The 12,106-nt window shown below is 35.8% G+C and carries 11 protein-coding genes; 9 read left to right on the forward strand and 2 right to left on the reverse strand.

Annotated elements, in window-relative coordinates; translation table 11 throughout:
- Positions 1-4: 4 nt before the first annotated feature.
- Genes eutH through AC4PHI_RS07105 form a run of 3 tightly spaced genes read left to right on the forward strand, consistent with a single transcriptional unit; the run spans position 5 to position 2,490 of the window.
- A complete protein-coding gene (gene eutH, locus AC4PHI_RS07095; RefSeq protein WP_492199222.1) occupies positions 5-1,120 on the forward strand; it encodes an ethanolamine utilization protein EutH in 1,116 nt (371 codons plus the stop codon).
- Between the two features lie 7 nt (positions 1,121-1,127).
- Positions 1,128-1,565 (forward strand): cupin domain-containing protein, encoded by a 438-nt coding sequence (locus tag AC4PHI_RS07100; protein WP_492199223.1) that lies wholly within the window; start codon positions 1,128-1,130, stop codon positions 1,563-1,565.
- 28 nt (positions 1,566-1,593) lie between these two features.
- Complete coding sequence (locus AC4PHI_RS07105; protein ID WP_492199224.1) at positions 1,594-2,490, forward strand: AraC family transcriptional regulator; 897 nt, start codon at positions 1,594-1,596, stop codon at positions 2,488-2,490.
- A 66-nt stretch (positions 2,491-2,556) separates the two neighbouring features.
- Here the strand turns inward: AC4PHI_RS07105 and AC4PHI_RS07110 are convergent, their stop codons facing one another.
- A complete protein-coding gene (locus AC4PHI_RS07110) occupies positions 2,557-3,114 on the reverse strand; it encodes a BMC domain-containing protein (protein ID WP_492199225.1) in 558 nt (185 codons plus the stop codon).
- Positions 3,111-4,463 (reverse strand): 4Fe-4S dicluster domain-containing protein, encoded by a 1,353-nt coding sequence (locus AC4PHI_RS07115; protein WP_492199226.1) that lies wholly within the window; start codon positions 4,461-4,463, stop codon positions 3,111-3,113. The genes AC4PHI_RS07110 and AC4PHI_RS07115 overlap by 4 nt, the downstream gene beginning before the upstream one ends.
- A 488-nt stretch (positions 4,464-4,951) precedes the next feature.
- Here AC4PHI_RS07115 and AC4PHI_RS07120 point away from each other — a divergent pair, with 488 nt between their 5' ends.
- The 6 genes from AC4PHI_RS07120 (at position 4,952) to AC4PHI_RS07145 (ending at position 12,058) form a co-directional block, all read left to right on the forward strand.
- On the forward strand, positions 4,952-6,697 hold the full coding sequence (locus AC4PHI_RS07120) for a sensor histidine kinase (protein WP_492199227.1): 1,746 nt from the start codon (positions 4,952-4,954) through the stop codon (positions 6,695-6,697).
- A complete protein-coding gene (locus tag AC4PHI_RS07125) occupies positions 6,675-7,421 on the forward strand; it encodes a response regulator transcription factor (protein WP_492199228.1) in 747 nt (248 codons plus the stop codon). Before AC4PHI_RS07120 ends, AC4PHI_RS07125 begins: the two co-directional genes overlap by 23 nt.
- 83 nt (positions 7,422-7,504) lie before the next feature.
- The gene (locus AC4PHI_RS07130; protein ID WP_492199229.1) at positions 7,505-8,536 is read left to right on the forward strand and encodes a BMP family protein; all 1,032 of its coding nucleotides are present in this window, start codon (positions 7,505-7,507) and stop codon (positions 8,534-8,536) included.
- A 12-nt stretch (positions 8,537-8,548) separates the two neighbouring features.
- Positions 8,549-10,078, forward strand: coding sequence for an ABC transporter ATP-binding protein (locus AC4PHI_RS07135; protein WP_492199230.1), 1,530 nt, complete (start codon positions 8,549-8,551; stop codon positions 10,076-10,078).
- The gene (locus tag AC4PHI_RS07140; protein ID WP_492199231.1) at positions 10,078-11,142 is read left to right on the forward strand and encodes an ABC transporter permease; all 1,065 of its coding nucleotides are present in this window, start codon (positions 10,078-10,080) and stop codon (positions 11,140-11,142) included. The genes AC4PHI_RS07135 and AC4PHI_RS07140 overlap by 1 nt, the downstream gene beginning before the upstream one ends.
- A gap of 1 nt (position 11,143) precedes the next feature.
- A complete protein-coding gene (locus AC4PHI_RS07145; protein ID WP_492199232.1) occupies positions 11,144-12,058 on the forward strand; it encodes an ABC transporter permease in 915 nt (304 codons plus the stop codon).
- The last annotated feature ends 48 nt before the right edge of the window (positions 12,059-12,106 follow it).

A 12,106-nucleotide genomic window follows, 5' to 3' on the forward strand; every position in this document is an offset into this window, starting at 1 on the left:
ATAGATGAGTATCAATGAAATAATTATGTATATTATCGCTTTTTTCCTGGTCGTAGGTGCTATTGATAAATGTATCGATAATAAATTCGGCTTAGGTGAACAGTTTGAAGAAGGAATCATGGCGATGGGCTCGTTAGCTCTATCAATGGTCGGGATCATCTGTTTAGCACCAGTATTGGCTACGATTTTAAAACCTGTAGTGGTTCCATTTTATACAATGTTGGGAGCAGACCCGGCAATGTTTGCCACTACCATCATAGCCAATGATATGGGCGGCTTTAACTTGGCGATGGAATTATCACAGACAAAAGAGGCAGGATTATTTGCGGGAACTATCTTAGGTTCAATGATGGGACCGACAATCGTTTTCACAATTCCAGTAGCATTAGGTATCATTAAAAAATCAGATCAGAGATTTTTGGCAACTGGCGTTCTTTGCGGAATCATCACAGTTCCTATCGGCTGTTTTGTAGGTGGGCTCGTTGCTGGTTATGATATTATGATGATTTTAAGCAACCTTGTTCCAATCGTACTATTTGCATTGCTGATTATCATTGGATTGTGGAAAATTCCTGATGGGATGGTCAAAGGATTTACAATTTTTGGTAAAGGTGTCGTCATTGTTGCTATTATAGGTTTAGTTTTAGGCGCACTGCAAGAATTAGTCGGCTTGACAATCGTCAAGGATTTGGCTCCAATCTCTGAAGGTATCCAAACAGTGGGCTCTATCGCACTGACTTTAGCTGGAGCATTCGTCTTAGTTTCAGTTATTACAAAAGTTTTTAAAACGCCACTAATGAAGCTTGGTTCTGTTTTAGGAATGAATGAAATTGCTGCGGCCGGAATGGTAGCAACATTGGCCAACAATATTCCAATGTTCCAAATGATGAAAGACATGGACCCGCGTGGTAAAGTGATCAATGTTGCCTTCGCTGTCTCTGCATCTTTTGTACTAGGGGACCATCTTGGCTTTACAGCAGGCGTTGCTAAAGAAATGATTTTTCCGATGATCGTTGGAAAATTAGTTGGCGGGATTACTGCTATCTTAGTAGCAATGCTTTTCACTAAAAATATGGCGAAAGAGGATAACTCCGAAACATTGACCGCAGAGGAGGCATAAATCTATTATGGATCGTAAAGAATTAGAACAAATCATTCGCGAAGTTCTAGTAGAAAAATTCGCTAAAGATCCTGGAAAAAAAATGCTGAACAGCGGTGTTTGTTCGCTATCCCTTCCAGCTTACCATGGTCGTGAGGAAGACAGGCTTGATACTGGAAACCCGGCTGATCAAGTGTATTGTCGTGATATGCTGTCTCTGACAGAAAGTCCAAGATTGGGATTCGGTATGATGGAAATGACCGACACAGATTTCGAGTGGTTATTGGAGTATGATGAAGTCGACCATGTGATTGAAGGAGAACTTTCTGTCATTGTCGATGGGGAAGAGGTACGTGCCAAGCCGGGAGAGGCAGTTTTTATTCCTAAAGGTACTAAAGTTATCTTCTCAGTCAAAGGATACGCAAGGTTTACTTATGTAACGTACCCAGCTGACTGGGCAGGCTAAAAAATATCATAGCAAGGGGATGAAGATTTTGAAATTATTTTTAGATGAAAGCAGGGAAGAACTTTCTGAGCTAGAACAGTTTGTTAAAAATTTCGCTTTCGTCAGCGGATTTACTGCGGCGATTATCGATTTAAACGGCAATCAAGTTTCTGAAGTCTATAATAAAAAAAAAATTTATCCAGAAAAGACTAAGTCTCCTTACGGGAGCATTGCTTCTAGTTTGATTGAATTCGGCAAAAAAAAAGCATTCAAGTCTCAAACCCCTTACTTATCGTACTGCCCTAATGGACTATTATTAATAGTTTTTCCTATTATTAAAAAAAGACACGTAGCAGGTTATGTCATTTGCAGCGAGGTTCAAATAAAACCAGCAGAAAAAGTACCGGATTTTGAAATGCCCGATTGCTCAGTGGCTCTGACTGAAAAACAGCCTGTTGCGAAACATTCTACGGCATCTCTACCTTGTTTAAGTGAAGAACAGGTCATCAGCTGTCTTAGTTTACTGGCAACAGTCAACCGGTATGAGTTTCCATTTCAGCCAAAATCGCAGTTAAATTTTGCGATACCGCAAGAGTGTCAAAAATCGCCAGAAATATTAAAAGCTGTAATATTTATCAAAGAGAATCTGAATGGTCCATTGACTTTAAATGATGTGGCCAATCACGTGTATTTAAGTCAATATTATTTCAGTAAATTGTTCAAACAAGTCATGAAGAAAAATTTTGTGACCTACTTGAATGAACAAAGAATTGCCTATTCAAAAAACTTGCTGCTAAATTCTGACTTAAGTATTGAGGTCATCTCTAGTACAGCGGGTTATTCTCAAACTAGCTATTTCTGTAAAATTTTCAAAGAGCTGACTTCAGTCACACCGGCGAAATTCCGTAAAAAATATATGTCCTCTGAAATGGCAGAGTCAGTTTAATTAAAACAACTTTAAAAACCAAACTAAAAAGGCTGCTTTTGCTGAGATAGCCTTTTTAGTTTGGTTTTATTGAATTAAACTATTGACAAGTGCTTGATCAGGATTGGATAAGACAACTTTATTGATCAGCATTGCTTCCTCTAGAGCACCTTCAACACCAGCCTCAACTGCAGCTTTAACTGCCGAAACATCACCTGACATAACTACAAAAGATTTTCCTGCTATGCCGGTCCCTAGTTGGATGGCAATTATTTCAACATCAGCAGCTTTGACTGCGTAATCAGCAGCTATGATAGAACCTGCTGCAGAATAGTATTCGATAACGCCGACAGCTTCCACTTGATCAGGGATATGGGACATGTTGATACCTTGGATAACAGCGGGGCTAACCCGTGGAATAACAAGTTGTCCGACAATATGTTTGCCTCCGATTTCCGTTCCGACCTGAATTGAGCGCTCCACAGCTGCAACTTGCCCGCTAATCATTATGTAGTATTTCCCAGGACAGCTTGCTTTTGCCATGATGAGCTTAGTGTCGGCCACTTTCAGCATATAGTCGACACACTCAATACCTCGTGCAATACTATTTAATTCGAGAAATCCGATGGAGTATAGCTGTTTCATCTGACATTCATCCTTTCGATTTCAATTTCATGGGAAGTAATTGCGGTGATTTTTCCATCAATACTGGCATGGATTTTTGCACCTAGAGATTTTTCAGGTATTTCCGCAATCAATTCACCTCTGGTTACTTCCTGATTTATTGCCACAATTGCTGTAGAAGGAGCTCCTATATGCATTTGCAGCGGAATACGGACTTTTGTTGGCTCATAATCTCTTCTTTCTTCAATAGATAGATCGGCGTAACGTTGTAATTCATCTTTCAGAAGAATATTTTTAGGAGGTACTTTTCTTAAATCACGCATCTCATGAGCGACTAACTCCTGATCTTTTGCTTGGTACCGAATCCCTTTCTCCGCTAGTATTTTTTTAACATAAATATTCACTTGACGCGGCATTAACTCCATTGGACATGCAATTACTTCACAAATACCGCATTCACAACACAATAAGGCTTCCTGCCAAATCGGATCGTCATCGATAGAGTCAGGAACATTTGATATGGCTAAGTGGCGCATAATTCGATGAGGGTGAAGCGGGTGGCCAATCAAATAACGCGGACACAAATCGGTACAAAGTGTACATTGAATACATGAGGAGCGGGCAGTATTGGTGATTGTTTGATCCGTTTGACTAAAGATATCAAGTATAAAACCCGATTTTTCGAAGATAATGATACCCGAAGTAGTTTTTGTCACGACTTGTTGATCAAATGTCGATTCATCTCCCACGGCTCCCATCATAGGTCCCCCATTGAGAAAGAGGAATTCTGTCAACGATGTTCCTCCGGCTTGCTCCAAACACTCTTTAAAGGAAGTTCCGATTGGTACATATAGTATACATGGGTTTGCAACAGCACCTGTAATAGTCAGATATTTATGTGTGACGACAATATCCGCCATAGATTCATACACATTAAGCATCGTTGCGATATTTGAAACCACACATCCGACTGAAATTGGAATACCCCCAGGGGGAACAGTTCTACCGGTTATTTCGTAAACCATGATTTGCTCATCGCCAGCGGGGTAAAAATTATCCATTTTAAAAATTTCAATCGGTGCATTTTGTTCTTCAATCGCGGTCTGGAGCTGCTGAATTTGATGTGTATAATACTTTTTTGTTGCAATCACAATTTTTTTTGCGTCAAGAATTTTCCCAACAGCTGCAATCGCTTTAATACATTCGCTTGCAAAGTGGTCCATGACATAATGATCTGTTTTCAGCAACGGCTCACATTCTGCAGCATTGATAATAAAATATTCTGCTTGTGTTGCCAGTTTAGTGGCTGTTGGAAACCCTGCTCCTCCACATCCAACGATTCCAGCTTCTTTGATTTTTTCTAACAGCATAGGAGTCTCTCCATTCATGATAATCCGATTTGAGCAACAAGAAAATCGTAACCGATTTCATCTCACCTTAACTTTACGCTATAATAGGTGGCGACACAATATTTCTAAGATAAGAAAACAAAATTTTGTTGTTTTTGGACTATAATCTACAATTTTTCGTCCGTAAGGTTTGTGAAATTGAAGCAAGAAAATGAATACTATCTTAAGAATAAATAAATTATTTTCCCAACTAAAGAAAATAATAATTCTAAAAATATACTTTTTGAGTATCTTGCAATAGTAAAGTAAAGCATGATAAAATCATGCTTTATCAAACATTGTATTCATGTCACTACCAATTAAATAGTGTAGAATAAACTGATAATTTGAACAGCTTTATTCTCTATAAAAGATTTTTTTGTCCAAATTGTTGAGGTACTGGAAAAATTCAGACCACGAAATAAACGATCGTTTAATATTATCATAACAATTATTGAAAGGGGTTTCTTATGAAGTTTAGAACTAAAATATTAACATTATTTATTTGTTGCATTTTAGTACAAGGGGGAATTGTGGGTTATTTTTCGTATTATTATGCTAACGACAAGTCAATTCAAACAAAAAAACAAACGATTGCAAGTTTAGTCAATTTGATTGATATTAATCTAAATACGAAAGTTCGGTTTATTAACGATAGTGTTAGCAGTGCAGTGGAAAACAATCATATAATGCAAGATTTACAAATATCTCAGTCAACAGTGATTGACCAAACAATTAAAAACTTCCACTCTTATTTGGAACAGACTATCGGCAACATCAATGCTGTCATGCTGATTGATGAAAATACCATTCACCATTATTCAGCAAGAGCACATAATCTTAGTCAATATCCAGTAAAAATGTTTTTAGCTCAAGATTTCTTGGAAACAGCCAAAAATACACCCGGGAAACTTTTGTGGTATGGGATTGTCAAACCTGTAGTTGGTTATAGTGATGATTTAGAAAAAAAGATTTTAGCTTGCTTCGGTATAGACAGTAAGAATGTCATAGCAATTGAAGTGAATATAAATAGTTTTATAAATTTAATACCAGTTGTTCAAGATTTGTTCATAAACCAATATATTTTTATTATAGACAAAAATCATCAAGAAGTAGCAGCAAATAAGGCAGTTGGGCAAAGATGGCTGCCTTACTTATCGGAAATTGAAAATAACCACTATCAAAATCAACTTGTCATAAATGAGGAAGAATATTTTACTACAAACCAGCTCAACGGACTAACCGGATGGCGAACAGTTGCCATGGTTTCTACAAAAGATATGATAGCGGAAAATGCCCCTTTAAAAAAAGTTGTCTTGTTATTCGTAGTTACAACAACCGTTGTATTCTCAATTATTGTGTTGCTTATTTCAATTGAATTGACAAAACCTTTAAACCAACTTTCAGACGCCATGGATAATGCTCAACAGAGCGATTACCAGAATATTTTATCTGTTAATAGAAGGGACGAAATTGGTAAATTAGGCAACTCTTTCAATCATCTTTTAATTAAAATACAGCAATTAATTCGTGAAGTATATCTTAGCAAGATCACTCAAAAAAATGCTGAGTTAAGTGCACTTGAAGCACAAATAAATCCACATTTTCTTTACAACTCTCTAGACTCGATTAATTGGATGTTAATTGAAAATGATGAGGAAGAGATTAGTGAGGTTGTTGTAGCATTAGGTAATATTTTAAAGTACAGCTTAAACACCGCTATTAGCACTGTAACATTACGTGAGGAACTAAGCTATATTGAATCGTATTTATTAATTCAAAGAAATCGCTTTGAAGAACGATTGAAATACCAAATAAACATTTCTCAAGCCCTAATGACTATCGAAGTCCCCAAACTAATTTTACAACCTATCGTTGAGAATTCTGTGATTCATGGAGTTGACGCTGAAAATCACAAACTTTGTATTGAAATAATACTAAGAGCTTATGAGAAAGATGAAATTGTGTATATTGAAGTAATCGATAACGGTGTAGGAATCCCTTCGGATAAGTTAATTGAGTTAAATAAGAAGCTAAAATCTAAACAAAATAATCTAAACAGTATCGGACTTGATAATGTCAATCGACGATTGAAAATATATTTTGGAAAAGAATATGGATTAGAAATATCAAACCAACATAGTATTGGCACAATTGTAACTATCACATTACCAAAAGGAGGAAAGAAGTCTAATGATGAATTTATTGATTATTGATGATGAACCAAAAGTAAGAAAAGGTCTGAAGAAACTTCTTAAAAAAAAATATGGAGAAGAAATGTGCCTCTATACTTTCGACAATGCTTTAGAGTCATTAGACTTTTTACGATTAAATTCTGTTGATTTAATTATCTGTGATATCAAAATGCCTGGAATGAACGGACTAGAATTAATTGAAGAAATCAGAAAAGAAAATACGAAAATCGATATTGTCATCCTAAGTGGCTTTGGATATTTTGAATATGCTCAAAGAGCTATTGATCTAAATGTACGAAAATATTTGACAAAACCTACTGATACAAAAGAACTGTTTAATGTAATCAATCAAATTAGAGATCACATAGCAAAAAAAACCGATCCACGACTTGTCGAACCCCTTCGTGAATCCCAAAATATAATCATTGCCAAGTGTCTTGACTATGTTGATAAACATTTTTGTAGGAAACTATCTCTTAAAGAGATTGCGGATAATTTATTTGTCTCTCCAAATTACTTGAGTATGTTATTTAAAGAAGAAATGGGAGTTAATCTTTTTGAATATATCCAAATGCTTCGTCTAGAGAAGGCGAAAATTTACTTAAACGATATCTCCTATAAAATATTCGAAGTTTCTGAAATGGTAGGTTATCAAGATACAAAATATTTTAGCACGCTTTTTAAAAAGAATTTCGGAATAACACCTAAAGAGTATAGGAATAATGAGCATAATATTTCAAACTAAAACGTAATATTGTTGAATGGTATTATAATATTTTTGTATTATACTAAAAGTAAGCGTTTACTTAATTTTAGGGGGATTATATTATGAAAAAGAAACTATTTTCACTTTTAACATTGATTATTGTTTTAATGACAAGTGTTGCATGTGGTAGAGATGACAAGTCTGATTCTGGTGGCGGTCAAGAAACCAAAAACAAAAAGGCGGGCGATTTCAAAATTGTTTTGATTCTTCCAGGTCCAATTAACGATCAGAGTTGGAATGCTACTAACTATGCTGGATTGAAGGCTTCTAATGAGAAGTTAGGCACTAATATTGAATATGTAGAAAATGTTCAAGCTGCTGATTACGAAGCAACATTTCGGGAATATGCAGAACGAGGCTATGACTTGATTATGTCAGCAGGATCGCAGTTTGACGAAGCCGTTGCAACAGTTGCCCCCAATTTTCCAGATGCAACATTTTGTGTAGTTAATGGTACTAGAGCGGAAGGAGAAAATATTGCACCGATTTTCCCTAAAGAATTTGAGGCCAGCTATATTGCTTCAATAATTGCTGGAAATATTACTGAAAATGGAAATTTCGCCACAATTGGTGGTTTCCCAAATGAACCAATGGAACAACTGCTGGACGTCTATGAAAAAAACAGTGTAGAAATTGCGTTAGAGCGAGGAATTTCTGAATCAAAAGCTGTTCGTACTTATGCAAATAGTTGGGACGATGTTTCACTGGGGAAACAAATTGCAGAGCAAATGATTGATAACGGTGCTGATACTCTTTTTATCTACGCCAATGAAGTTGGCTTAGGATCCATTGAAGCTGCAATTCAAAAAGGAGTTAAAGTTGTCGGGTTCTCAAGTGATCAAACCGTAATCGATCCTGACATCGTAGTAGCTTCGGTCGTGTTTGATTTTGAAACATTTTATGTGTGGGCAATAGAACAGTACATGGATGGAAAACTTGTAGGAAATAAGATACATGAAGCAGGAATTAAAGAAGGTATATTTAAACCTGTTTATACCGAAAATATTGATGATGATGTGAAACAGGCTGTGGAAGGTGGCATAGAAGAGTTTAATAGTGGTAGTGTGGATTTGACACAACTGTTCAATAAGTAAAGAGGTACAGTTATGAATAAACATAAATCTTTTTTTGCAATACAAAATGTATCTAAGTATTTCGCAAAAGTTGTTGCCAATAAAGATGTATCCTTTTCTATTGAGCGAGGAGAGGTATTAGCATTATTAGGCGAAAATGGTGCTGGAAAAAGTACAATCATGAAAATACTCTATGGGTTGTATAGTGCGGATGAAGGAACAATTTTTAAAGATGGCAAAAAACAAATAATTGACAATCCGAAGAGTGCCCAAAAACTTGGTATTGCAATGATTCAGCAACATTTTTCTCTAGTTCCGGCACATACAGTGACAGAAAATATTATTTTGGGAACAGTACATGGTGTTATTGACTATACGCAATGTGAGAGTGATGTAAATACTATCGCACGTAAATACCATTTTGAACTTCCGCTATCTAAGCTAGTCAAAGATTTGGATGTCGGAACCCAACAAAAAGTTGAAATTGTTAAGGCACTTTATCTTAATGCCGAGCTATTAATTATGGATGAACCAACAGCTGTGCTGACTCCTCAAGAAGCGGATAAATTGATGGATTTTGTAACAGAATATACTCGTCAAGGAAATTCTGTTATTTTCATTACCCATAAACTAAAAGAAGTTATGAAGGTTGCTGATAGGATAATTGTGATGAGAAATGGTAGTATTTGCGGCAATCTTCAAAAAGACCAAACAAATGAGAATGAGCTTTCAAAATTAATGGTTGGAGAAGATATTATCAAAACAAATTTATTAAAAAGAGAAAGAATTTCTAATGAAATTAAACTATCAGTCAAGAACATAAATTTGAAAAGCGCCAATGGAAATTTATTACTTAACAATATCAGTCTCCATGTCTACTCTGGGGAAATATTTGGAGTTGCAGGTGTCAGTGGTAACGGACAGGAAGAATTATGTGAAGTTATCACAGGAATAAAACAGCCGGATGACGGAAGAATTGAATTAAACGGTGAACTGATAAATAATTGTACAATTAGAGAAAGAGTCAACAAAGGAGTTGGTTATGTTCCAGTCGACCGTTATCGAGATGCGATGGTTTCAAACCTTTCACTGGCAGAAAACATGATGCTAAAAACTAGTTACGAAAAAAAATGGGCAAATCATGGTCTGATTGATAACAAATTTCTTTTTAATTTTACACAAGAAATCATTAAGCAATACGGTGTGAAAACTCCTGGACCAGAAGCCAAAATTGGTAGTCTGTCTGGTGGAAATCAGCAAAAAGTCATTCTTGGTCGTGAGGTTGATTTGGGAGAAGAGTTGTTAGTTTTGAATCAGCCGACTAGAGGATTGGATTTAGGAGCGATTAATAACATCCACAGTACGATTTTACATGAAAAAAAAGCAGGAAAAAGTATTTTGATGGTTTCAACTGAATTATCAGAAATATTTGATATATGTGATCGAATTGCGGTCATGTACAAAGGTGAAATCATGGGAATCTTTAATAACGATGAAATATCAGTAGAAGAGATAGGACTTCTTATGGCTGGTTACGATCTGAGAAATGAGGTGGTAATCTAATGAATACTAAATTAAGAGATTTAATCGTTACGAACTTTCTAGCAATCTTTTTGGGTTTGTTGATAAGTGCTAGCTTATTATTATTTATCAATGTGGAACCTACAGTAGTTTTTATAAGCGCCTTACAAACGATTTTTACAGATAAATATACATTAGGAGAGGTCTTTCTAAAGGCGACACCTCTGATTTTTACAGCATTAGCTTTTTCTTTTACTTTCAAAGCCAATCTATTTAACATAGGTGCTCAAGGTCAATTTTACATGGGGGCAATTGCTGCTATTTCGTCTTCTTTGCTCCTTCAAGATAAAGTACCAGCTTTTATTCTGTTTATCTTGGTTGGTTTTTCAACAGCAATTGCTGGTGGGGTGATAGGCGCTTTGATAGGATTTTTAAAAGCAAAATTTAATGCTAATGAGTTTCTCGTCAGTATGATGTCGACCTATGTTATTCAAGCTTTGATGAATTATTTACTTCGCACCTTCCTTATGGAGTCAAAAAAAGAATATCCTCAAACCGATGCACTAAAAAGTTCTTCATGGCTTCCGACAATTGCTCATGGAACAAGATTAAATATTGGTTTTATTCTCGCTATTGTACTTGCTATTTTCATTTGGATCATTCTGTATAAAACGACCTTTGGTTTCCGTATTAGATCAGTGGGGAGCAATGCGATTGCATCTAAGGTATCCGGTATTAACGCCAAACGAATATATATTTTAACCTTTTTTATCAGTGGGGCCTTAGCTGGTTTGGCTGGTTTCACTGAAGTAAATGGCGTTCAGCACATGTTAATTCAGGATCTTAATCCAGGCGTAGGAGCAGCTGGTTTAGGAATTGCCATTCTTGCTAATTCAAATCCTATAGGAATAATTTTTGCATCACTGCTTTTTGGTATACTGAATGTTATTGGGACACTGATGGGAAGAATGTCAAATATCAATGTTCCATCAAGTTTTATTGAATTGATGCAAGGATCTGTCATGATTTTTGTTATTATGTCCTATTTTTTTAGAAACTATTTGAACAATAGAAGAGAAAAATTGAAATTGAAAAGGATGGCTTAACATGATTATAAGTATACTTAATAGAGCCATTACTATGAGTACACCTCTATTGTTTGGCTCTATATCAGAAGTTATTTCTGAAAGATCTGGAATGATGGTAACAGCAATTGAAGGTATTTTCTTAATCGGTGCATGGGGAGGCTTTATTGGTACTTACTTAACGGGAAGCATTGCTATAGGACTACTATTTGCGGCTTTATGCGGCATACTTGTTGCTTTGCTCTATGGATTTATCTGTATTACATTGAAGCAACATCAAGTGGTTACAGGAACGGCACTTAACATTCTGATTGCTGGTTTTTGCCTATATTTTCAACGCGTTTTGTTCGGTGTACCGACTTCTCCTTTAAAAATTCAGACATTAAACAAAATAGAAATCCCCTTCTTGTCAGAAATCCCTTTTTTAGGAAAAATTTTTTTTCAACAAAATATTCTGACTTATGCAGTCTACATTGTTATACCTTTAGCTTATTTTTTATTATACAAAACTTCTTTTGGATTAAGTGTAAGATCAGCAGGAGAAAATCCAGAGTCTGTTGATGTCGCGGGAATAAATGTAGACAAACTAAGATTTATTACAGTTACTTTATCAGGAGTAATGTGTGGACTTGCTGGAGCATTTTACTCTGTTGGGTATCTAGGCATGTTTACCTCAAATATAATTAACGGACGTGGCTGGATTGCCTTTGGTATATGTTTTCTTGGAAACTGGAATCCTAAAGGTGCAGCGATTGGAACATTTGTGTTTGGTTTGGCTGAAGCAATTTCTATTTTTATGCAATCAAAAGGCGGAGGGAGTTATTTCCCAAATGAGTTGTTTATTGCCCTCCCATACATTTTGACCATAGTTTTGACTGTTTCCCGAAAACATTTTAATGTACCCGCACAACTGGGTATCCCATACAAAAAAGAATAATAAATACTAAAAGATCAGGGAATTTATCTTATTCTCTGGTCTTTTGAT

The organism is Vagococcus sp. QWL-13, assembly GCF_058683555.1.

Excerpts from the sequence above, each read along its gene's own strand:
- eutH (WP_492199222.1), top strand. The coding sequence starts at position 5 with ATGAGTATCAATGAAATAATTATGTATATTATCGCTTTTTTCCTGGTC.
- AC4PHI_RS07100 (WP_492199223.1), top strand. The coding sequence starts at position 1,128 with ATGGATCGTAAAGAATTAGAACAAATCATTCGCGAAGTTCTAGTAGAA.
- AC4PHI_RS07110 (WP_492199225.1), bottom strand. The coding sequence starts at position 3,114 with ATGAAACAGCTATACTCCATCGGATTTCTCGAATTAAATAGTATTGCA.
- AC4PHI_RS07115 (WP_492199226.1), bottom strand. The coding sequence starts at position 4,463 with ATGCTGTTAGAAAAAATCAAAGAAGCTGGAATCGTTGGATGTGGAGGA.
- AC4PHI_RS07120 (WP_492199227.1), top strand. The coding sequence starts at position 4,952 with ATGAAGTTTAGAACTAAAATATTAACATTATTTATTTGTTGCATTTTA.
- AC4PHI_RS07125 (WP_492199228.1), top strand. The coding sequence starts at position 6,675 with ATGATGAATTTATTGATTATTGATGATGAACCAAAAGTAAGAAAAGGT.
- AC4PHI_RS07130 (WP_492199229.1), top strand. The coding sequence starts at position 7,505 with ATGAAAAAGAAACTATTTTCACTTTTAACATTGATTATTGTTTTAATG.
- AC4PHI_RS07135 (WP_492199230.1), top strand. The coding sequence starts at position 8,549 with ATGAATAAACATAAATCTTTTTTTGCAATACAAAATGTATCTAAGTAT.
- AC4PHI_RS07140 (WP_492199231.1), top strand. The coding sequence starts at position 10,078 with ATGAATACTAAATTAAGAGATTTAATCGTTACGAACTTTCTAGCAATC.
- AC4PHI_RS07145 (WP_492199232.1), top strand. The coding sequence starts at position 11,144 with ATGATTATAAGTATACTTAATAGAGCCATTACTATGAGTACACCTCTA.